Annotated in this window: 17 protein-coding genes and 2 pseudogenes; 18 read left to right on the top strand and 1 reads right to left on the bottom strand. The window is 60.2% G+C overall.

From position 1 onward, the window contains the following. The 4 genes from H7A13_08585 to H7A13_08570 all read left to right on the top strand — a co-directional run bounded on the left by H7A13_08585 (position 1) and on the right by H7A13_08570 (position 8,142). Positions 1-3,144: an efflux RND transporter permease subunit gene (locus H7A13_08585; GenBank protein MCP5333399.1), complete on the top strand. Its 3,144-nt coding sequence runs from the start codon at positions 1-3 to the stop codon at positions 3,142-3,144. Positions 3,145-3,237: 93 nt separating this feature from the next. Next, the gene (locus H7A13_08580) at positions 3,238-3,621 is read left to right on the top strand and encodes a copper-binding protein (GenBank protein ID MCP5333398.1); all 384 of its coding nucleotides are present in this window, start codon (positions 3,238-3,240) and stop codon (positions 3,619-3,621) included. A gap of 1,978 nt (positions 3,622-5,599) precedes the next feature. Next, positions 5,600-6,484, top strand: a complete 885-nt coding sequence (locus H7A13_08575; protein ID MCP5333397.1) for a LysR family transcriptional regulator — start codon at positions 5,600-5,602, stop codon at positions 6,482-6,484. Between the two features lie 890 nt (positions 6,485-7,374). Continuing rightward, positions 7,375-8,142: a hypothetical protein gene (locus tag H7A13_08570; GenBank protein MCP5333396.1), complete on the top strand. Its 768-nt coding sequence runs from the start codon at positions 7,375-7,377 to the stop codon at positions 8,140-8,142. Between the two features lie 216 nt (positions 8,143-8,358). Here H7A13_08570 and cadR read toward each other — a convergent pair. Beyond that, a pseudogene (gene cadR / locus H7A13_08565) lies at positions 8,359-8,763 on the bottom strand (Cd(II)/Pb(II)-responsive transcriptional regulator). An 89-nt stretch (positions 8,764-8,852) separates the two neighbouring features. On the opposite strand from cadR, the gene H7A13_08560 reads away from it, so the two are divergent. The 14 genes and pseudogenes from H7A13_08560 to H7A13_08495 all read left to right on the top strand — a co-directional run. Further along, positions 8,853-11,255 (top strand): heavy metal translocating P-type ATPase, encoded by a 2,403-nt coding sequence (locus H7A13_08560; protein MCP5333395.1) that lies wholly within the window; start codon positions 8,853-8,855, stop codon positions 11,253-11,255. A 19-nt stretch (positions 11,256-11,274) separates the two neighbouring features. Then, positions 11,275-11,889 carry a class I SAM-dependent methyltransferase gene (locus tag H7A13_08555; protein MCP5333394.1) on the top strand — a complete coding sequence of 205 codons (615 nt, stop codon included), beginning with the start codon at positions 11,275-11,277 and terminating at the stop codon, positions 11,887-11,889. Between the two features lie 327 nt (positions 11,890-12,216). Beyond that, positions 12,217-12,435 carry an AlpA family phage regulatory protein gene (locus tag H7A13_08550; protein MCP5333393.1) on the top strand — a complete coding sequence of 73 codons (219 nt, stop codon included), beginning with the start codon at positions 12,217-12,219 and terminating at the stop codon, positions 12,433-12,435. A gap of 44 nt (positions 12,436-12,479) precedes the next feature. Next, positions 12,480-13,331, top strand: a complete 852-nt coding sequence (locus H7A13_08545; protein ID MCP5333392.1) for a ParA family protein — start codon at positions 12,480-12,482, stop codon at positions 13,329-13,331. Beyond that, on the top strand, positions 13,328-13,585 hold the full coding sequence (locus tag H7A13_08540) for a type II toxin-antitoxin system HicA family toxin (protein ID MCP5333391.1): 258 nt from the start codon (positions 13,328-13,330) through the stop codon (positions 13,583-13,585). The genes H7A13_08545 and H7A13_08540 overlap by 4 nt, the downstream gene beginning before the upstream one ends. Then, the gene (locus H7A13_08535; protein ID MCP5333390.1) at positions 13,578-15,299 is read left to right on the top strand and encodes a ParB N-terminal domain-containing protein; all 1,722 of its coding nucleotides are present in this window, start codon (positions 13,578-13,580) and stop codon (positions 15,297-15,299) included. The genes H7A13_08540 and H7A13_08535 overlap by 8 nt, the downstream gene beginning before the upstream one ends. Positions 15,300-15,315: 16 nt before the next feature. Next, positions 15,316-15,876: a DUF2857 domain-containing protein gene (locus tag H7A13_08530; protein MCP5333389.1), complete on the top strand. Its 561-nt coding sequence runs from the start codon at positions 15,316-15,318 to the stop codon at positions 15,874-15,876. 3 nt (positions 15,877-15,879) lie between these two features. Next, a complete protein-coding gene (locus H7A13_08525) occupies positions 15,880-17,085 on the top strand; it encodes a hypothetical protein (protein MCP5333388.1) in 1,206 nt (401 codons plus the stop codon). 146 nt (positions 17,086-17,231) lie between these two features. Beyond that, a complete protein-coding gene (locus tag H7A13_08520) occupies positions 17,232-18,029 on the top strand; it encodes a TIGR03761 family integrating conjugative element protein (protein MCP5333387.1) in 798 nt (265 codons plus the stop codon). Continuing rightward, complete coding sequence (locus tag H7A13_08515; protein ID MCP5333386.1) at positions 18,026-18,577, top strand: DUF3158 family protein; 552 nt, start codon at positions 18,026-18,028, stop codon at positions 18,575-18,577. The genes H7A13_08520 and H7A13_08515 overlap by 4 nt, the downstream gene beginning before the upstream one ends. After that, complete coding sequence (locus H7A13_08510) at positions 18,574-18,972, top strand: single-stranded DNA-binding protein (GenBank protein MCP5333385.1); 399 nt, start codon at positions 18,574-18,576, stop codon at positions 18,970-18,972. Before H7A13_08515 ends, H7A13_08510 begins: the two co-directional genes overlap by 4 nt. Before the next feature lie 214 nt (positions 18,973-19,186). Then, a pseudogene (locus H7A13_08505) lies at positions 19,187-19,969 on the top strand (hypothetical protein). Positions 19,970-20,002: 33 nt separating this feature from the next. Further along, entirely contained in the window at positions 20,003-21,028 is a 1,026-nt protein-coding gene (locus H7A13_08500; protein MCP5333384.1) for a DUF4917 family protein, read from the top strand. Between the two features lie 143 nt (positions 21,029-21,171). Further along, a partial coding sequence (locus H7A13_08495) for a DNA topoisomerase III (protein ID MCP5333383.1) occupies positions 21,172-21,516 on the top strand: 345 nt, incomplete at its 3' end.

Below are 21,516 nucleotides of genomic sequence, written 5' to 3'. Positions count from 1 at the left end.
ATGATTGCATCAATCATTCGCTGGTCGATCCAGAACCGGCTGTTAGTCCTCATCCTCTCCGCCCTGCTCACCGGGTGGGGGGGCTACTCCATGTTGACCACGCCCCTGGATGCCATACCTGATCTTTCGGATGTCCAGGTGATCATCAAGACGTCCTATCCTGGTCAGGCACCGCAGGTGGTCGAAAGCCAGGTCACCTACCCCCTGTCGACCGCCATGTTGGCGGTACCCGGGGCCGTGACGGTGCGTGGCTACTCGATGTTCGGCGACTCGTTCGTCTATGTCATCTTCGAGGACGGTACCGATCTCTATTGGGCGCGGTCACGGGTGCTGGAATACCTGAGCCAGATATCGCCATCGCTACCCGAGGCGGCGCGCCCGGCCTTGGGCCCAGATGCTACCGGCGTGGGCTGGGTCTACGAGTACGCGCTGGTTGACCGCACGGGCCAGCATGACCTCGCGCAGTTGCGTTCACTGCAGGACTGGTTTCTGAAATTCGAGCTGCAGACGGTCGAGGGCGTGTCGGAAGTCGCCACCATCGGCGGCATGGTGAAGCAGTACCAGGTGGTGCTCGATCCCACCCGCGCCCGTGCCTACGGGCTGTCGATTGCCGAGGTAAAGCAGGCCATCCAGCGAGCCAACCAGGAGGTGGGCGGCTCGGTGATCGAACTGGCCGAAGCCGAGTACATGGTGCGCTCGCGGGGCTACCTGCAGGGCATCGAGGACCTCGAATTGGTGCCGCTAGGTGTCAGCGACAATGGCACGCCAATCTTGTTGAGTGACGTGGCCGAGATCCGGCTGGGGCCGCAGATCCGCCGAGGTATCGCCGAGCTGAATGGCGAAGGTGAAGTGGTCGGCGGCGTCATCATCATGCGTTTTGGCGGAAATGCGCTGGCGACCATCGCGGCGGTGAAGGAGAAGCTCACCATGCTTGAAGCCAGCCTGCCGGCCGGGGTGGAGATCGTCGAAACCTACGATCGCTCCGAGCTGATCAAGAGCGCTGTCACCAACCTGGAGCATAAGTTGGTTGAGGAATTCATCGTGGTGGCCATCGTCACCGCGATCTTCCTGTTCCATCTGCGCTCGTCACTGGTCATCATCATCAGCTTGCCGATTGGGATTCTGGCGGCCTTCGCCATCATGCGGACGCAGGGCATCAACGCCAACATCATGTCGCTGGGCGGTATCGCGATCGCCATCGGCGCGATGGTGGATGCGGCCATCGTGATGGTGGAGAACGTCCACAAACACATGGAAAAAACCAAGATCACCGACAGCAATCGTTGGGAGGTGATCCAGAAGGCATCTGTCGAGGTAGGGCCACCACTGTTCTTTTCCCTGCTGATCATTACCTTCAGCTTCTTGCCGGTGTTTGCCCTGGAAGCCCAGGAAGGCCGGATGTTCGCGCCGCTCGCCTATACCAAGACCTACGCCATGGCGGCCTCGGCTGGGTTGGCGATCACGCTGGTGCCGGTACTGATGGGTTACTTCATCCGCGGGCATATTCTGCCTGAACACAAAAATCCCATAAATCGGGGCTTGATTACCGCCTATCGCCCCTTCGTCAATCTGGTGATGCGGCACCCGGTCAAGATACTGGTTGCCTCACTCGTCATCGCTATCAGCGGCGCCTGGCCATTGATGCAGCTGGGCAGCGAGTTCATGCCAGAACTGGACGAGGGCACGCTGCTGTATATGCCCAGCACCTTTCCCGGCGTATCTGTGGGGGAGGCTGCTGAAATACTTCAGCAGACCAATAAGTTGATCCGCACCGTACCCGAGGTGGCCACCGTATTCGGGAAAATTGGCCGCGCCGACACAGCCACCGACCCGGCTCCCTTGAGCATGATCGAGACCACGATTCAGTTGAAACCCGAGTCGGAGTGGCGGCCAGGCATGACCACCGACAAACTGATCGAGCAACTGGACGCAGTGGTTCAGCTGCCGGGCATAACCAATGCCTGGGTGATGCCGATCAAAAACCGCATCGACATGCTGGCGACCGGCATCAAAACCCCAGTGGGGATAAAGGTCGCGGGCCCCGATTTAAATGTCATTCAGGAGATTGGGCAGCGCATCGAACAGGTGATTGAACCGATCCCCGGCACCGTCTCAGTATTCTCTGAGCGCACGGCGGGAGGCCGCTATATCGATATCGATATCGACCGCAAAGCCGCTGCACGCTTTGGGCTCAACGTTGCTGATGTGCAGGAAGTGGTCGCTGCCGCGATCGGCGGCATCAACGTCACCGAGACGGTCGAAGGATTGGAGCGCTATCCGGTTAACCTGCGTTACCCGCGTGAGGCGCGCGATTCGGTGGCCGACATCAGACAGTTGCCCATCGTAACGCCAACCGGCGCCCATGTCCCCTTGGGGGCCGTGGCTAAGGTAGCAGTGATCGATGGCCCACCCATGCTGAAGAGCGAAAACGCTCGCCTCAATGGCTGGACATACATCGACATCAAAGGCCGTGATCTCGGCTCCTACGTCGCCGAGGCTCAACAAGCCGTGGCCGAAAAGGTCGAGTTGCCACCGGGGTATTCGCTCACTTGGTCAGGGCAATTCGAATACATGGAACGGGCCATGGAGCGCATGCAGCTCGTGGTACCGGTCACGCTAGTGATCATTTTCTTGCTGCTGTACCTCGCCTTCCAGCGCGTGGGCGAGGCGATCCTCATCATGGCCACCCTGCCCTTTGCACTGATCGGCGGTCTGTGGCTGTTGTACCTGCTCGACTACAACCTGTCGGTGGCGGTCGGCGTTGGCTTTATCGCCCTGGCGGGGGTCGCTGCCGAAACCGGCGTGGTGATGTTGGTCTATCTCGATCAGGCGTTAAAGGCGCGTCGAGAAGTCGCGGCGACGGAAGGCCGGCCGGTCACCGTGAAGGAGCTGAGCGACGCAGTGATCGAAGGCGCGCTGTTGCGCGTGCGGCCGAAGATCATGACGGTCACCGCCATCATTGCCGGTTTGCTCCCCATCATGTGGGGCACCGGTACTGGCTCCGAGATTATGCGGCGGATTGCTGCACCGATGGTCGGGGGCATGGTCAGCGCGACCTTGCTGACACTGGTGGTCATCCCAGCCGCTTTCCTGGTGTGGAAGCGCCGAGTGGTTATTAGAGAACTGAATACCGCGGATGGCTAGCGTTTTACGCCACCTGCAACCACAGGTAGGGCCTAGCGCAGTTTAGGTTCTACCTGCACCGCCTTTAGATTATCAACCTTAGGAGCAAAGACGATGCGTATTCTTCCGATGATGGCAGCGATAGCGCTGGCGGTATCGACCAACGCAGCCGTGGCGAATGAGAACCACGACAAAGAGATGGGGAACAGCACGCACGGGATGGATAATATGAAAGGAAAGGAGGTGATGAATAACGAACAGACAGCGGGCCAGCAGCTCAGCGGTAAAGGGATGGTAAAAGCCATCGATACTGAGGCACAGACAATTACGATAACCCATGAACCGATTCCTGCTCTCCAGTGGCCGACCATGACCATGAAATTCAACCTCGACAACTTTTCATTGACCCAAGAGATTGAGGTTAACGACCAGGTGGAATTTGAATTCGTGCGAGCGAATGGAAACTATGTCATCACCGCTATCAAACCGCAGGAATAATTACGGAACAAACCTGCAGCGTAGCTGCCGAAGCGCTTAGCTGATTCATACCTGGCTCGCAATAAATGCTTAACAACATTTAAGCGGAGTCTTGCCTGGCGCTTCTGCTCTTTTGAGATAGCCGCCCATCCGGCTCATTCACAGTGGGAACGCTCTGCGGCTAAATTGTTGAATGAAAAATATCGCGTGTTTGGTCAAACGCAGGCGCGTCGCAAGCGTAGCGCGTTGGTAATACCGATATGGAACTGAGGCTCAGGGCTGCAGCGGCAATAGGCAATAGGCAATAAACGGTGAAGTAACAAGCCACAAAATGGGTTAAGCATAACGGCTGCGACCGGCACGCCTGTGGTGACCAAGTTGATGTTAAGCCGAATCGGCCAATCGTTTGCGGTCGACGGTGTGGCAAAAGCCGCTAGTGTTACCCAGCATGATTCAAAGGATTGGCATTGCAGCTTCTACAGGTTCATTAGTCGATGCCTGGAACACGGGGGTCAATCTGATGGTCTAATTAAATTCGATCATCAACCAACGAGGAATTGACCATGACACATGAAAAGTACGCTACCTGTATTGAGGCCTGCTATCAATGTGCGGCGGCTTGTGATCATTGTGCAACATCTTGCCTCAACGAAGACGACGTTAAGATGATGGCGCGCTGCATCGCGCTTGACGTTGACTGTGCCGATATCTGCCGCATGGCGGCAGCCTTCATGGCTCGCAACAGTGAATACGCAGCAGCAATCTGCTCGCTTTGCGCAGATATCTGTCAAGCGTGCGGTGACGAGTGTGCGAAGCATGGAGCTAGCCACTGCCAAGCGTGTGCAAGAGCGTGCCACCGCTGCGCTGAAGAATGCAGAAAAATGGCCACGGCTTGATTTAGATCAAGCGGATGCACGGTCATCGGCTGTGCGCAATTAATCATTATCGTATTAGCTTGGCTCTGCCTCAGTTCCGATGACCGCGCTCGACCGGGAAGGCCCGCGCTTTAATTATGAACTCTTCACACAAATCTTATCGGGGAAAGGAATAACCTTTAGCAATCTTAGTATCGCCGATCCTCTATAAAGGCTTATCGCTTCTGGCTGGCCTTTTGATTTACTTCTGATCGCTTGCGATGGCAGGTACGACGTTGCAGTAACTGAAGACCATACGGCTTTTGGACACTGCACATTTACCACCACCATGAAAAGCTCCATCCTGAACCATTCGCCTACCGTGGAAGCTCCTGAGCGGTTCAGTGGCCAGATGATCGCCGCAGGCGCGCCCGAGTAAGACACGATGCGCCAGCACTGCTGCGGCGGCCCGGCATCAAACTGGATGGCCGGTCTCGAGGGATGCACCCACAACCACCCCATTTGGTAGAGAATGGGGGCTAACGAATGGTTCTGGCTGATAAAACTCGCCTAAAAAATGACAGCAAGGCCCTCCTTTGGCCAAACCGACGATGCCATCTGGAACATTACTGCCGTCGCCACGCGCCTTCCTGTGATGATCGCAGCGGAATAGGCCGCCGCTTTACAGATCAATAGCAAAGGCACTGAGAGTGCTGTTTCAGCGCTTTGCAGCGCAGTTAACTGGTGCCTGTCGAGAGCTGAAGAAGACGTTGACCTGTGACGAAGGGACGCCAGCGAAAACGCTAACCGTATACCACGACAGTATTCCCCAAAAGGTACCGATCTGTCGGGATGGACGCAAGAGCACCCTGATAGAGTCGCTCCGCGGTTAAATCAGTTGTTCCCATTGTCTAGCCTGCTTCCTTCTTTTGTATGCGTTTGCCTTGCGGAACAAAAGGCACAGACGCATGGGTATGAAAAGAGATCGCATGGAGTGCAGCAGAGCCGCCAGCCCTTATAACCATGCAGCATAAACGTTCGGCAGCAGCAGCTATACTCATGAATTCGGGCCGATTGCCTGTAAGGAGAGATCCATCGGCGATGCGAGCTGTACGAGTCATGCACAATAATATAGGAGGCACTCCATGGAGCTACGCCATCTCAGATGCTTTATCGCCGTGGCCGAAGAGTTGCATTTCAGCCGAGCCGCCGCACGCTTGCACGTTGAACAATCTCCCCTGTCACGCACGATCAAACAGCTTGAGTCCAACTTGGGCGCAGCCCTGTTAGAACGCACATCACGTGGTACTCGCCTGACATGGGCCGGCCAAGTCTTTCTGGAAGACGCCCGTCGTGTCCTGCTCTCCGTGGAGCACGCCAAAGCGAATGCCAAGGCCGCTGCCAACGGCTACCGAGGAGCGTTACGCATCGCCCTCTCCGACGGTATCGCCCGCATCCGCCTCAGCTCGCTGCTCGCCCTGTGTAGAGAAGAAGAACCGGAAGTCGAAATCCGACTATCGGAAATGCCGCTCTCGCAGCAACTCAAGGGCCTGCGCCATGATCTGTACGACGTCGGCTTCACGCTTGCCAATGAAATCCAGGAAGGGCTGATCGCCGAGCCGGTCTGGCGTGATCCGCTGGTGGTGGCCGTGCCCGCGAGGCATCCCCTGCTGGCACACAAGCGTGTCCCACTGGACGAGGTATTGAACTACCCGTTGGTGCTTTGCCATCCCGAAGTCTGCGAAGGTTGCAACCAACAACTGGAACGCCTACTGCGCTCGGTGGATGCCCAGCCCACCGTGGCCGAGCACGTGGCCACGCACGATTTGATGCTGGCACTGGTAGCAGCAGGCTATGGCGTCGGCTTTTCCAGCGCCGCCCATATAGCAGCCTGCAAGACCACGGATGTCGTCGCTCGTCCCCTGGCCGGGCGCTCCTTCATGCTCACCACCTATTTGTTGAGGCCCGACAGCGAACCGTCCGAGCAATTGAGCAGCTTCATTCGCCGGGCGGGCAAAGTTGTCACATAGCTGCGGGTCGATATCCGGAAAAGAAGCGAAGCTATGCGTCGACCTTGGAGGACTTACTACTTAATTGGCCGTTAAATGGATGGACTGTCGATGATGCACCGAAAAATTCCCGCGTCCTTTCTCGGGGCACGCGAATGGCGGCGTTCACGGAAATGGGCGCAAGTCTGATTGTGACGCTCAATGGATTGCATTTCTGCGTCATTAGTTCGCCAATTGTTATTAACCGAGCAGAAACGAGTGAGACGGCAAGGTTGCCCGTTGATACCGAAATCGTACGGTATGGAGCTACAGCGCATTTGAGCACGCTCATGTGGCTGGCACAGGCGCGAAGTAGGTTCCCCGCGTGACGATGTGATCGGCGCCACATCAAGAATATTATCGCAGTTCAGAATTGATTGCTTTTTAGGTATCGATCAAGACCGGCTGAGTATGCGCCCATCATGCTCTTCGCTATCAGACTGCAATCAGCCTGATGGCACAGGCAATGTAGGTTAATGCAAGCAGGTCAGCAGGGAATGCACGCCAAGCGCGTGGCCCACCAGAAACCGCCGCAACTAATGAGCAAGTCAGCCTTGAGACCTTCCAAGTCTGAACCCCGCCAGCGGCACAACGACATTTCATCAAGACCCGTTTGGTCTTTACGATATCGTTACAAGTAAGAACACTCCAAAGTCCGCGAACCTAACCAATACCAACAGGGGCGGAAGCACTTGGCTACGATGAGACCAGGACTGTCTGCAACGGCACGAATCGAAGAAGTCGAGGATACAGTGTCCTGACATATCCTCATAGCTGATAGCCACCTCGCCAGTCCTACCCTTGCCGGATCGCGCTCAGGGCATGACGACATCCGTCCAAGTGAAACCTGGAAGCACTGTCGGAGGAGACGGATGGCTGGCATAGAAACGCACAAGACAGGCGCCCCTCACCATTTCAAAGTGTTTTATCGTCCCATCGAGGCCGCCATCCGGTGGAGCAGGCTGATCCGGTTTGAACCCCACATTCTCGGCACATTGGGCACCAGGCCAATACCCGATCCAAGCGATTTTCCTAGATGGCCGATGCTTCGCCTCAACACCGAGCGCATATTCGACGCGATCAGGAACGGCGACCTCCCGTATGGCAAAGCCGGCATTACCTGCGACGACCCTTCACTGTTTGATGATCCAGATCTCACCGTTCGGCATGTTGACCTCAAGACCTGGATGTCGCGCTTTTATTCCGACCAGAGACCAGCCTTTCTTTTCGACGCGATAGAGCGCCGGCTCCACCCAGCGGTTAGCATCGAAACTGTCCAGACGCTGCTTGCCGAACAGGAAGCGCTCAAGATTCGCCTCGCGGACCGCGAGCAATCTTTCAGTACGCTGCACCAACAACATGAGCTGCTGTGTAAGCAAGCCGAGAGCTGGGACTCGGCAGGTCGCGAAGTCACACCCCGTAGCGAAACGACCTATCTCAATATCGTTGGCGGGCTGCTGACCTTGCTGCTCGGCAAGTCACCGGGCGGGAGGCCGTACTCGTCGTTCGAGACGATGGATTCCGTCATCAGCGCATTGCTTGCCCACTACGAAGGCCGGCCCGGAATCAGCGAGCGCACCCTATGGGCGAAATTAGCTGCGGCAAAGCGGCATCTGGACGCCAGCGCCCGCCGGAGGTAGTTGCAGTCGAACCGCCCTCGGATGGCAGCTCATCAAGGAACAAACGCGAAATGTTGTGGTAGCACAGAGCCTGTGCCTGCGAGGCTCTACTCTTGGCCCCCTGTGGGGTCAACTGGCGTGTCGACCACCTGTTCGCGTCGGGCGCACGTCGTTTAGCACATCCCCTGCAGCAACCAACAGTTCGGCCTGCGGATTGGGATTCCGAAGGTCGGCGTCGTGGCAATCGCCATCTGACAACCCCTGCAAGATGCCGCACGCTTCCACCGGCCGAGCACCCGAGCACGTCTCGCGCAGTGCGAGCAAGTGCCGTTTCAACTGCAACAGCGCCTCCATGCGGACTTCCACCTGCTGGATATGAGCGTCCAGCAGCGCATTGACCTCGCCACAATCCCGAGTCGGGCTATCTCGCAGGCCCAATAGAGTCCGGATCTCGCTCAGCGACATGTCGAGAGAACGGCAATGGCGGATGAAACGCAAGCGCTCGACGTGTGCGGCGCCGTACAACCGGAAGTTGCCGTCGCTGCGTGCGGGCTCTGGCAACAACCCTTCCTTCTCGTAGTAGCGGATGGTCACGACCTCGCATCCTGTCCGCTTCGCAAGCTCTCCAATCTTGATTTCCATAACTCATCTACCCATCTATCGCTTGACTCTATAGTAACTATAGGGATTCTAATGAGCAACATAGATGACCCATTTGACGGAACTTATCCATGAGCGAACCCAACCCAAAAGGGTGTGACTGTTCGGCCACACCGATCCTTCCAGCCGCAACGCAAGCCCGACCTATCGCCGAGTCGGCCGAGGCTGTCTACCGCATCGATAACATGGATTGCCCGACTGAGGAGGCACTGATCCGAAGCAAACTAAGCGGCCTATCGGGTGTGATCGGACTCGACTTCAATCTGATGCAGCGCACCTTGGCTGTGCGACATGAACTGCCTTCGCTGTTGCCGGTTGAACAAGCCCTGATGGCGATCGGCATGCAGGCTGTACGCATGGATGCAGCCGTGGCCGGGCAGACCACCAGATTATCCATTGCCAAGATGGATTGCCCGACCGAAGAAACGCTGATCCGTAACAAGCTGGCAACCGTGGCCGGCGTCTCCGATCTCGACTTCAATCTGGTGCAACGCACCCTGTCCGTGCGTCATGCCGACCACGCGCTGCCGAATGTGCTCGCCGCACTGCAAGCGCTTGGATTCGAGGCACAGGTGCTTGAGGCAGCGGACACCACTACATCGGCTGCCCCGGCGACAGCACCTACCAAGTGGTGGCCGCTTGCCGTCTCCCTAGTGGCGGCATCGGCAGCGGAGGTCGTCTACTGGCTTCATGACGGCAACCACTGGTCAGTCATCGCTCTGGCGCTCGTCGCCATTTTCACGGGAGGTCTCTCCACCTACAAGAAGGGCTGGATTGCGCTCAAGAACCTCAATCTCAACATGAACGCCCTGATGTCGATTGCCGTCACGGGCGCAATGCTGATCGGTCACTGGCCGGAAGCGGCGATGGTGATGGCGCTTTTCACGCTGGCCGAGGTGATCGAAGCCAGATCGCTGGATCGCGCCCGTAACGCCATACGCGGGCTACTCGACCTGGCCCCGGAAAAGGCCACCGTGCGACAACCCGACGACACATGGCGCGATGTGGACGCCAAGCAGGTCGCCATTGGCGCCCGTGTTCGAGTCAAACCGGGAGAACGGATCGCCCTTGATGGCGAAATACTGGTAGGACATTCCACGGTCAATCAGGCGCCGATCACCGGCGAAAGCCTCCCGGTTGAAAAGACGCTTGGCGATCCGGTGTTCGCCGGCACGATCAACGAATCCGGTTCGTTCGAGTACCGCGTCACAGCCGTGGCCACCAACTCTACGCTAGCCCGCATCATCCATGCCGTAGAGGCCGCCCAAGGCAGCCGTGCGCCGACCCAGCGCTTTGTGGATCAGTTTGCCCGCTGGTACACACCCATCGTATTCGTCGTAGCCATCATCGTCGCATTGGTGCCACCACTGTTCATGGGCGCCGCGTGGCTGGACTGGATTTACCGCGCGCTGGTTCTGCTGGTCGTTGCCTGTCCGTGCGCTCTTGTGATTTCCACGCCTGTCACCATCGTCAGCGGCCTGGCCGCAGCCGCACGCCGCGGCATTCTCATCAAGGGTGGCGTCTATCTGGAAGAGGGCCGCAAGCTGCGCTGGCTGGCGCTGGACAAGACCGGCACGATCACGCATGGCAAGCCCGCGCAATCCGATTTCGTGGCATGGGGCAGTGCGCAGCCTGCCGGCAGCCGCAGCATTGCCGCGAGTCTGGCGGCTCGCTCGGACCATCCCGTATCCAAGGCTGTGGCGCAAGCCGCCAAGGCCGATGGGGTCGCCTTGCTCGAAGTTGCCGATTTCACCGCCTTGCCCGGCAGGGGGGTGAGTGGCCGCATCGACGGTGAGACCTATCACCTCGGCAACCATCGGATGCTCGAAGAGCTGGGGCACTGCACGCCAGAACTGGAACAGCGCATCTCCGCGATGGAAATCGAAGGCAAGACCGTGGTGATGCTGGTATGTACAAGTGGCGCGCAAGCTCTTATCGCGGTAGCGGACACCATCAAGGACAGCAGCACGAGCGCCATCGGGGATCTGCATGCCCTGGGCATCAAAACCATGATGCTGACCGGCGACAACCCACATACGGCACAGGCCATTGCCAGGCAAGCCGGTATCGACCGCGCGCAGGGCAACCTATTGCCAGACGACAAACTGCGCGAGATCGAACAACTGGCGCGGACCGGGAAGGTCGGCATGGTGGGCGACGGCATCAACGATGCGCCCGCCTTGGCTCGCGCTGACATCGGCTTCGCGATGGGTGCCGCCGGTACCGACACGGCCATCGAAACGGCTGACGTAGCGCTGATGGACGACGACCTGCGCAAGATTCCGACGTTCATTCGCCTGTCACGTGCAACCGCGCGCGTGCTGACGCAGAACATCGTGCTGGCGCTTGGCATCAAGGCGGTCTTTCTTGCGCTCACTTTCTCGGGACACGCCACGATGTGGATGGCAGTGTTCGCCGACATGGGCGCAAGCCTGATTGTGGTGCTCAACGGATTGCGTTTGCTGCGCCACTGATTCGCCAGGAGATAAAAGAATGTCAGATCAACACTATTGGGAAAGCAAAGCGCGCATCTACGATCGAATCACCGCCCCGTTGGCGCGTCCTATGAAAAGCGCCGCTCTCCTTGCGGCGGATGCCGTCCGCGGCGAGAACCGGGTTCTTGAGGTTGCCGCCGGCACCGGCTTGTTCACCACTGCTATCGCAGGTGCGGCACGCGAGGTCGTTGCGACGGATTACGCCACCGCAATGGTGGCCATACTGGCGAAACGAGTACAGGAGGCAGGGTTCCAGAACGTCCGTTGCGAGCAAGCCGACATCAAAGCACTGCGCTTTGATCGTGCCTCATTCGACTGTGTTGTCGCTGCGAACGTGCTGCACCTCATGCCTGACCTTGCCGCAACGCTTGCGGCGCTGAGACGGGTGCTACGACCGGATGGAAAACTCGTTGTGCCAACGTTCTGTCACGACGAAACCAGATTGGCTGCCGTCCTGTCGAGATTACTTTCGCTTACGGGCTTTCCCATCAAGCATCGCTTCTCCACCCGCTCGCTGTGCGAGGCCCTAGAAGCTGCCGGCGTGCGTGTCACACGCTTCACGACCTTACCGGGCCTTATTCCGGTTGGCTACGTCGAGGGCGTATTCGACTGAGATTCAACCCCTGGCTATAAAGCAACCACAACTCGCCACGGAAGGCGTCGGTTGCCAGGGAGGTCGCGAGAGACAGACCACACTCGTCATTCGAGACAACGGAACCCGTCATCAACGTGCTGCTCGTGCATTGCGAGGGTCACCCAAGAATCAGCGAGCGCACTCTATGGGCAAAATTCTCTGCGGCAAGGCGGCATCTGGACGCCAGCGATCGCCGACTGTAATTGCAGTCGAACCGTCTGCAATTGCAGTGCAATCCGTTCCGATGCGCTATTGAATACGAGGCACTTTCCGAACAGCGCCGATGAGCGTCAAGGAGTGCCCACCATGTCTTCGCAGACCACCGCCCCGGCGACGCCGGTTGAACGTCGCATCCTGCGCCGCGCCGAAGTCGAAGCCAAGACCGGCTTCAAGCGCGCACACATCTACAGCCTGATGAAAGAAGGCAGGTTCCCGAAGGCACTGCGCTTGGGCGTGCGCGCAGTGGGCTGGGACTCGACCGAGATCGACCAGTGGATCGCTGATCGCCTCAAAGAACGCGCCTGACGCTTCTCCTTTTCCGGTTCATCCCATTCCGTGAGGAGAAGCCCATGCAGGTGGTATCCATCATTTCGACCAAGGGCGGCGTGGGCAAGACGACTACGGCGGCCAACCTGGGCGGCTTCGCGGCCGATGCAGGGCTGCGCGTGCTGCTGCTGGACCTGGACGTGCAACCCACTTTGTCGAGCTATTTCGAGTTGCAAACGCGCGCCCCCGCCGGCATCTACGAGTTGCTGGCTTTCAACGAGCAGGACATCGGCCGGCTGGTGTCGCGTACCGCGATCGCTGGCCTGGACCTGGTGCTCTCCAACGACGACAAAGGGCAGTTGAACACCCTGTTGCTGCACGCGCCGGACGGGCGGCTCCGGCTGCGCAATCTGTTGCCCGCATTCCACGAACACTACGACCTGCTGCTGATCGACACGCAGGGCGCGCGCAGTGTCCTGCTGGAGATGGCCGTGCTTGCCTCCGATCTGGCGGTGTCGCCGGTCACGCCGGAGATCCTCGCCGCTCGCGAGTTCCGGCGCGGTACCTTGCAACTGATGCGAGACATCGCGCCATACCGGCGCCTCGGCATCGAGCCGCCGCCGCTGCGACTGCTCATCAACCGCGTGCATCCGGTTTCCAGCAACGCGCGGCTCATACAGCAGGCACTGCGCGACCTGTTCCGATCCGAGCCCGGCATCGTCGTACTCGATACCAGCATCCCCGCCATCGAAGCCTATCCGCGCGCATCGACCCAGGCCTTGCCGGTGCATCGCGTAGAACACCGACGCCCTACGGGGCGGACGACGCCGGCCGCTTTCGACACGATGCGCGCACTCGCCTGCGAACTGTTGCCGAGCTGGGAACCCTCGTTCACTCGACTGAAAGCGGGAGCGCACCGGAGGAGCAGCACATGACCATCGCGCGCTCCCTCCAGCGTGGCAACAAGCGACTGAAACCGCTCATCGACTTCGCATTGAAGGAAGGCTGGGAGGTCGCTCGCACAGCGGGCGGACACCTGAAGTTCACCAAGCCAGGCCTGCCTCCGATTTACACCGGCTCGACGCCCGGCGATCGCCGCGCCGGCCTCAACGCGCGCGCTCGACTGCGCCGCACCGACCGCGCCACCAACCTGAAAGCGACGACAAGGGAGGCCGACGCCGATGGCTGAACTGACCCCCCAGGACATGGCAGCCAAGTTGCTGGCCGACCGCTTCGAGCGCAGCGGCCCGGTCGCTGAGGCACTGAGCGATCCCATCGCCGATACTCCCATGACGGTGACGCTGGACCAGCTCCAGCCCTATGACCTCAATCCGCGCGTCACGCGCAATCCGCGTTACGACGAAATCAAGGCATCGATTCGGGAGCGTGGCCTCGACGCGCCGCCGGCCATCACCCGCCGGCCCGGCGGAACGCACTACATCATTCGCAATGGCGGCAACACGCGACTCGCCATCCTGCGCGAGTTGTGGAGCGAAACGAAGGACGAGCGCTTCTTCCGCATTCCGTGCCTGTTCCGGCCCTGGCCCGAACGCGGCGAGATCATCGCGCTCACCGGCCACCTGGCCGAGAATGAACTGCACGGCGGCCTGTCGTTCATCGAGCGCGCCCTGGGCGTGGAGAAGGCCCGCGAGCTCTACGAACAGGAGTCCGGCCAGACGCTGACGCAGAGCGAGCTGGCGCGCCGCCTCAGCGCCGACGGCTACCCGATCGCCCAGCCACACATCAGCCGTATGCAGGACGCCGTGCGCTACCTGCTGCCGGCGATCCCGGCCGTGCTCTACGGCGGTCTCGGCCGGCCCCAGGTGGAACGGCTGACGGCCCTGCGCAGGGCGAGCACACGGATATGGGAAGCGCGCGGCGCGAACAAACGGCTGGCCGTCGATTTCCCGTCGCTGTTCAACGACGTGCTCGCCCTGTTCGACGGCGACACCGACGGCTTCTCGATCAAGCGGGTGCAGGATGAACTCATCGGGCAGATGGCCGAGTTGCTGGAAGCCGACTACGACAGCCTGACGCTGGAGATCGGCGAGACCGAGAACCGGCAGCGTGCGCTGACCAGCGATCCAGCGCCCCCCGCACCGCAGTCCGGCAATGTCGCGGCCGCGCCGGTGACGCCACAGCCACCGCGTTCGCCCGACCCGGCGGCGCCAGTTCCCATGGCGCAGCCCCCAGCCACATCGCCTAAGCCGCCACGAATGCCGGAACCGCCGGCATCGCCCCCGCCCTCGGAAACGCCCGGCAGTGCGCAGCCTCCGGACGACGATCACGACGAACGCCTGCGAGGCCATATCGTGTCGCCGGCGCCGACCACCGAACGCTTGCAGGCAATCCAACGCCTGGTGGCCGACCAGACCGGCGAGGCGCTGCCGGACTTCGAGGCGAACGTCTTGCAGGCGATTCCGGTGCAGGCCGGCGGTCTCTATCCGATTTCCGATGTCTGGTACATCGAACCGGGCCTGGACGCGCCGGACCGGCTGCGCGTGCATATCGCGCAGTTCGCGCGCGAGATTGCCGAGGAAGCCGGACAGGCCGAGCGCATCGAGGCGATCGACGACGGCATCGGCTTCCTTTGCGACATAGGCACCCTATCGACGGACCCGCAGGCGATGCCGCTCATCGCCCGCGCGACGCTCACCCTGCTGCACGCCCTCAGCGCGGGATACCGGCCGGCGGCCGCAGCACCTACCGCACTCGACAACCTGCGCCTGACCGATGCCCTGGGGCCGCTGCTGCAGGGTCGAAAGAATGGCGACAAGGCGCAGGCCTCGCGCCTGAGCGACAGCGGCTTGGTCAAACTCTTTCGCCTGCTACGGCTCGCGCGCCGGCTGCTGGAGCTGGAATCCGGCACGGCATCGGGCGCGCACGCCTCCACCGAACCGTAAGGCCGGGGGAGGCGCGATGTCGGCACCACATCCACTCAACCAGGCCGTAATCGCCCAGGCGCTGCACGATCTGCGCAACGGCCAGTTGCGCCGCTGCAAGGCCATGGGCTTCGGCGACCGGGAGCTGGACGCACTCAAACACCCGGAGCTGGTCAGCATGCTGGTCAACGCCACTGTGTCCTGGTGCTCGGTCAAGGTGAACCGCGAGGTGCTGCAACGTCTGTTGAACCAGGTGGAGGACGTCGAGAAGGAGATTGCCACCGTCGATCGCATGCTCCGCCTGGGCGCGAGCACAGCGATGGTCAGCAAGTTCTACGGCCTAACTCATCAGGAAGTGGCGTTGCGCCGGGACGTTCTCGGCCTGCCGAAACGCAAGGGCCGCCACCCCGTATTGAGCGAGGAGCAGGACACCGGCTTGTGGGGGCTCTGGAAGCCCGCCGTCGAGCAACGCGGCATCGCGCTGGACGACGACATGGCGATGCTCGATCTCACCCTCGATCTTGCCGAAGAACTCGCCTTGCCGGCCTCCGTCATCTGGGCGACGATTCGGGGCTGGATCGATCAGGGATTGGTGTAGACCATGGCGATCGACAAGCCTCATTGGAGAGGCAGTCCGATCTCTCTATCCGCCCTGCTGGACGAGGCCGCTCAAGGCCTGCCGCCCCGACAGGCCGGGCCGACGGCCAGCGATGGATTCCTGTTCAGCGGCAACCGCCATGAGAGCGTGCCGCGTGCGCTGTTCTTCGATCATCGCCTCACACCGCTGGAACGCAACGCCTGGCAGGTGTTCCGGCTGCTGCTCGACGACGACGGTATCACGGCATTTCCCACCTACGAACAGCTCCGTCCCTACCTGGCCTCTACGCCTTGCGCGCCAAAAGCGTCCCACGAGACAGTGGCGCGCGCGCTCACGCTGCTGCGCCTGACGCGCTGGCTCAGCCTGGTGCGGCATCGGCGTGATCGGCGCACCGGGCGCATCCAAGGCAATCTGTACGTTTTGCACGATGAGCCGCTGACGCCCTTCGAGGCCATGCACCTCGATCCCGACTACCTGAACCTGGTAAGCCTGGCGCTGACGCATGCGAGCAAGGCGGTGCAACATGTCGGCGTCCGCACACTCCAGGAGGTCACCGAAGATCCACTGCTCAACGGCCACGCCCTACCCACACGCCTGCAGGTGCTGGCGCAGCGGTTGGCAAGCCAGAGCTGGAGCGCTCTCGAAAGTTATCCACAGGACGGGGCGATTCACGAAACCGAAGAAGGCCCGAAAGTCCCTCTTCGGAACGGAGGACCGCAGTCCTCGGAATCCGAAGTAGGCCGCAAAGCCCCGTCAGACGGCCTTCTTCGGAGTCCGAAGCAGGACCGTACAGTACGTAAAGAAAGTATTAAAAATAATAAAATACGTACAGTACCGTGCGCGCGAGAAAACCTTCATCTGCCTCATCGCTTTCTTGCCTTGAAGGAAGAACAGCAGTCCGGCGCACTGGTCGCACTTCAACGGGTGGACGACACGCTGCAACAGGCAGTGCTCGACGAATGGGCGGCCCGCTGCCAGGCCGGCGGCATCCGCAATCCCGCCGGTTATCTCTTCGGCGTCATCCAGAAGGCAATCAAGGGCGAGTTCCATGTCTGGGCCGGTCAACCGAAACATGCACTGACCGCTATCTCACCGTCTTCTCTGGAATCGTTGCGCGCTCCGGAGCGCGACTGGTCTCCGCCCACAATCGATCACGAAGCCGCGCAGCAGCATCTGACTCGCCTACACGATCTGTTCAAGGAGCCTTGAAGCCAGCGAGCTATACCAGTGGCATAACGCAACAGACTACCTTCCTGACTCTGCAAACAGGCAGCGACGCAATGCGGTTTGTTGACTGACAGCCTTCCACTGCTTGTCGATGCTGGCGACTCGTCCATTCACAGCGAGTCGCCCACATGGCAAACGAAACCTTGCAACTGAACCTCGGGTCGCTGCGCAGCGCGATGGTGCTGACGCTGCACACGCATCACGCCTCACGCATCTGGCACGGTCGCGCGCCTGCCGAAGGCCGGCCCGGCATCATCGGCCTGAACGGCTTCATCTCCATCATGAACAAGCTCAAGCGCGGCGCCGAGCAGGACGACCCCTACTCGGACTGGTGGATGCTGCGCATCGAGGAAAAGATCGCCGACACCAAGACGCGCCTGCAGACGTTGCGCGAACAAGTTGACCAGGCCTTGGCCGATGTGCCGTCCGCACTCAGCCTCGGCGAGAACCTCAACGTGCAGCCGGTCAAGCTGCCTCTGTTCGTCAATTCTCAGTTGGGCTTCATGGCGGTCTACCTGCTGGCCGACTACGACGATCTGGCACGGCGCCTGATTCTGGCGCATCACACAGCATTGATCGATCGCAGCACCCTGGAGCGCTGGCTCAACGACGGTGCGCATGCGCTGCGCAGCCTGTTTTCCCTGGCCCAACAGTACCGCTATTCCGGCACGACGCGCGACGACTTCGCGGCGAAGAACGCAGCGGCGCGCGCGGCATTGGAGAAGTTCGGCGAGCTACCGACCGACGTACTCAAAGGCACGCGCCGCTCGCGCTTCGCGCCGCCGATCAACCGCCGGTCATCGCAGGATGGCAGGCAGGAAAGGACGGATACCCCGAGCGCTGCGCCAGCCGACGAAACCACGGAAAACGACGCGAACGACGCGAACGACGACGGCACCGGGTCCGATGAGGATGAGCCAGCATGACGAAATCCACACTCACCAGCGCACCGACACGCTTCACGCCGCTGGAACAGGCGGACTTCCAGCGCCTGGAACACGCAGCCTACCTAAAAGGCCTTTTACAGCCTTTTAAGGGTAAGGGACGTTTGGAGGCCTGGGCCAACCAGTGCTCGGCATTGCGTGACGGCCTGATCGCGCTGGCGCAGCGGCGGGTGCTGCCCCAGGCACGCGGCTATCCCTTCAGCCTGCTCGGTGTGCAACTGGCCCAGCAGACCACCGGCGCAGGCACGACCTTCTTGCGCTGGCGCAACCTCGACCGTTCCAACATGGGCGTCGCCTTGTGGGAGGCGCTGCTGGCCGATCCCGTGACACCGACGTCGCTGATCGACGACCTCTACGCCATGGAGCTACAGCGCATCGCGATGAACATGCAGATCAGCCTCACGCACAGCATCGCCCGCCAGACCCTGGACTGCGCCGGAAAGATGGCCCAGGCCGAAGCGGCTTACCTGCGGCGTATCCAGGGGAATGCTGCCTCGATCAACCCCACCATTTCCAAGGAGTCACCATGAGCACGCATTTCTTCGGCGAGGGCAACATCGGCTCTGCGCCAGACTATCGCGAGTTTGCCAACGGCAACGACGAGCCGCGCCGGCTGCTGCGCCTGAACGTCTACTTCGACAACCCGGTGCCGATGAAGGATGGCACTTTCGAGGACCGTGGAGGTTTCTGGGCGCCGGTGGAGCTGTGGCATCGCGACGCCGAACACTGGAGCACGCTGTACCAGAAGGGCATGCGCGTGCTGGTCGAAGGCCGCACCGTGCGCGACGAATGGGAAGACGCCGACGAGAACGAGCGCGTGACCTTCAAGATCGAAGCGCGCCGGGTTGGCATCCTGCCGTATCGCGTCGAGGATGTAACGCTGAGTGCCAAGGGACAGACCCTGGAGCAGCCCCACGACGAGTAGTCGCTGCGCAGGATCGTGTGAGCGGCTGGACCAGCCGTCAGCCGCTCACCGTGCGCTAGTCGTGCGCGTTTTATACCAGTGGTATAGCACCATTGAGGTCCATGGAAGACCAATCGTCATGGACTTGAGCACTACTTCGATCTATAACTTGTTGTTTTTCCAATCTGTGAAATGGCTTGCCCCTAAGCCATCTTCCTAGAACGAGATAAGCAGCATGACCGGAGTCAGGACTCGTTATTCACTTGCTCAATTCCTTGAACTGCAGGAGCCCACCGTGTGTGTCGTGATATTGGGCAAGTACGGCGTTCAGCACCTGTCGCTGCCGAGGGGGCAACTGCTGTACGACCTACTAAACACGCTGCGCGGACTTGATGACCGCACACTCATGCTGGCGCTGTCCGAGGTGGTTGCAACCACAGGCGATCTTCGGGCCAGAGTCAATCCGAAGTATCGGTTTGACGAGCGCATGCACGACCTGGCGCAGTGCCTGCTGCTGGACGGCTACATCATCTAGGAAAAGAAACTGGTCCAGACCGATCCATCGATTGCCGATGCCGCGCCCCTAGAGAATGACCTGGTTACGGCATTGCAGAACTCCGGCGCCCCCCGTGCGCAGGACATCATCGCCAAGATCAACGACTCGGCCGAGGTATTCCGGGCGACGCCGCCCGACTACAACGCATCGCTCGTCAACGCCCGCGTGGCGCTGGAAACCTTGGCCGTTGACGTGGCCACCCATGTCGCTTCGCTGCAGCAGAGTCCCACCACCTACAACCCGTCAAAATGGGGCGAAGTGCTTTCGTTCCTCCGCAGCAGCGGCGAGATCACGGTCGAAGAGGAAAAGGGGCTGGCTGGCGTGTTCGGTTTTCTAAGCCCTGGCGCCCATCGCCCGGTCGGCATCCCGGAAGACCAGATGACGCGGCTTGGTCGCTCCTTCGCGCTCAATATGTGCTGGTTCCTGCTCAAGAACCATCTCGCGCGAAGCCACCGGCCTTGAACTCATTGACTTCGATGCGCAAGGGAAAATGAGATGCCGTTTGAAATCAGACCTTGGGAAGAAATCTCCAGAAGCTACGGATGCACGATCCTGCTCGGCAACGGCGCCAGCATTGCCGTCAGCCCGAGCTTCTCCTATGGATCACTGCTCAGGCATGCCGTTGAACAGCGCTTCCTTCCCGACGACGCTCAACGACTGTTCCAGTTCTTTCTGACCAACGATTTCGAGTTGGTTCTTCGGATCGTCTGGCAGGCGTCGAACGTCAATCGGTCGTTGCAAATCCCGGACCACCGAACCCATGCCGCCTACGTAAGTCTCAGAGACTGCCTCATTCAGACAGTCCGCAACATTCACCCGGAATACGATCAGGTCAGCGCGCACCTGCCGAGCATCTATCAATTCCTGAAACGCTTCAGCACTGTCATCTCACTCAACTATGACTTGGTGGTGTACTGGGTCATGACCTATGGCCTGGAGATCGAGGACCAGCATGCGTTCAAGGATTGCTTCATAGGAGGCGGCGTCTTCTCCGACGACTGGCAGCGGTTCAGGCAGCCGATCGGCAGGGAGCGCTCGACCACACTGGTGTTCCATGCCCATGGCAGCCTTGTGCTGTGCAGGAATTTGGTCGAGCAAGAACTGAAGATACACAACAGGGACGCTGGTCTTCTCGAAGCGATACTTCAGCTTTGGCAGAGTGAAAGCGTTGTTCCGTTGTTCGTGAGCGAAGGAACGTGGCAGCAGAAGGTCACGTCCATCCAGAACAGCTACTACCTCTCCACGGTCTACAGAGAAGTTCTGAAGTCACCGCGGAACACTCTCGTTGTTTACGGCTGGGGATTCGCCGAACAAGATCTCCATCTCTTGCAACGGATGAGTGGAACAGGGATCAATCGTGTGGCGGTGTCGGTGTTTCGAGGAGATCAGGCCTATTGCAACAGGGTCTTTCAGACGATCCGCGATACCCTGGGTTGGCACGTTGAGGTGGAGTTTTTCGATAGCGAGAGTCCCGGTTGCTGGATTCACGCTGATCAGCAGGGTCTGCGCCCTGTCCTATAGACCTGCAAAGCCAAAGGCAGACACCGCACCCTGAACCCGCACAAGTTGGTGCCTGCCGCTGTCGCGTTGTTTGCTGCCACATTCATTGCCCTCCGGGATGCTGACGATCATTCGATGACCGTCACGCACACCCAGGAGGCTTCATGCGCGTGTTTCTGTGCGAAAAGCCTTCGCAAGGCAAGGACATCGCCAGGGTGTTGGGCGCCCGGCAGCGCGGCAACGGCTGCTACAGCGGTTCGGGCATCACGGTGACCTGGTGCATCGGCCATCTTGTCGAGGCGGCACCGCCGGAAGCCTACGGCGAACAGTACAAGCACTGGTCCATTGAGCAGTTGCCCATTCTTCCCGAGCGCTGGCGCATCAAGGTCAAGGCCAAGACCGCCGCGCAGTTCAAGATCGTGAAGCAGTTCGTCGCCCAGGCTGGCGAATTGGTGATCGCCACCGATGCCGACCGCGAAGGCGAAATGATCGCGCGCGAGATCATCGAT

The organism is Pseudomonadales bacterium, from assembly GCA_024234215.1.
Taxonomy (GTDB): domain Bacteria; phylum Pseudomonadota; class Gammaproteobacteria; order Pseudomonadales; family UBA5862; genus JACKOQ01.
Note: the sequence above shows the minus strand (reverse complement) of the source record. Positions and strands in the feature narration are given on the sequence as shown.

What these genes read in the sequence shown, in the direction of transcription:
- H7A13_08525 (MCP5333388.1), top strand. Translation starts at nt 15,880, where the DNA reads ATGGCGATCGACAAGCCTCATTGGAGAGGCAGTCCGATCTCTCTATCC.
- H7A13_08540 (MCP5333391.1), top strand. Translation starts at nt 13,328, where the DNA reads ATGACCATCGCGCGCTCCCTCCAGCGTGGCAACAAGCGACTGAAACCG.
- H7A13_08535 (MCP5333390.1), top strand. Translation starts at nt 13,578, where the DNA reads ATGGCTGAACTGACCCCCCAGGACATGGCAGCCAAGTTGCTGGCCGAC.
- H7A13_08530 (MCP5333389.1), top strand. Translation starts at nt 15,316, where the DNA reads ATGTCGGCACCACATCCACTCAACCAGGCCGTAATCGCCCAGGCGCTG.
- H7A13_08510 (MCP5333385.1), top strand. Translation starts at nt 18,574, where the DNA reads ATGAGCACGCATTTCTTCGGCGAGGGCAACATCGGCTCTGCGCCAGAC.
- H7A13_08555 (MCP5333394.1), top strand. Translation starts at nt 11,275, where the DNA reads ATGTCAGATCAACACTATTGGGAAAGCAAAGCGCGCATCTACGATCGA.
- H7A13_08515 (MCP5333386.1), top strand. Translation starts at nt 18,026, where the DNA reads ATGACGAAATCCACACTCACCAGCGCACCGACACGCTTCACGCCGCTG.
- H7A13_08500 (MCP5333384.1), top strand. Translation starts at nt 20,003, where the DNA reads ATGCCGTTTGAAATCAGACCTTGGGAAGAAATCTCCAGAAGCTACGGA.
- H7A13_08585 (MCP5333399.1), top strand. Translation starts at nt 1, where the DNA reads ATGATTGCATCAATCATTCGCTGGTCGATCCAGAACCGGCTGTTAGTC.
- H7A13_08570 (MCP5333396.1), top strand. Translation starts at nt 7,375, where the DNA reads ATGGCTGGCATAGAAACGCACAAGACAGGCGCCCCTCACCATTTCAAA.
- H7A13_08545 (MCP5333392.1), top strand. Translation starts at nt 12,480, where the DNA reads ATGCAGGTGGTATCCATCATTTCGACCAAGGGCGGCGTGGGCAAGACG.
- H7A13_08580 (MCP5333398.1), top strand. Translation starts at nt 3,238, where the DNA reads ATGCGTATTCTTCCGATGATGGCAGCGATAGCGCTGGCGGTATCGACC.
- H7A13_08560 (MCP5333395.1), top strand. Translation starts at nt 8,853, where the DNA reads ATGAGCGAACCCAACCCAAAAGGGTGTGACTGTTCGGCCACACCGATC.
- H7A13_08520 (MCP5333387.1), top strand. Translation starts at nt 17,232, where the DNA reads ATGGCAAACGAAACCTTGCAACTGAACCTCGGGTCGCTGCGCAGCGCG.
- H7A13_08575 (MCP5333397.1), top strand. Translation starts at nt 5,600, where the DNA reads ATGGAGCTACGCCATCTCAGATGCTTTATCGCCGTGGCCGAAGAGTTG.
- H7A13_08550 (MCP5333393.1), top strand. Translation starts at nt 12,217, where the DNA reads ATGTCTTCGCAGACCACCGCCCCGGCGACGCCGGTTGAACGTCGCATC.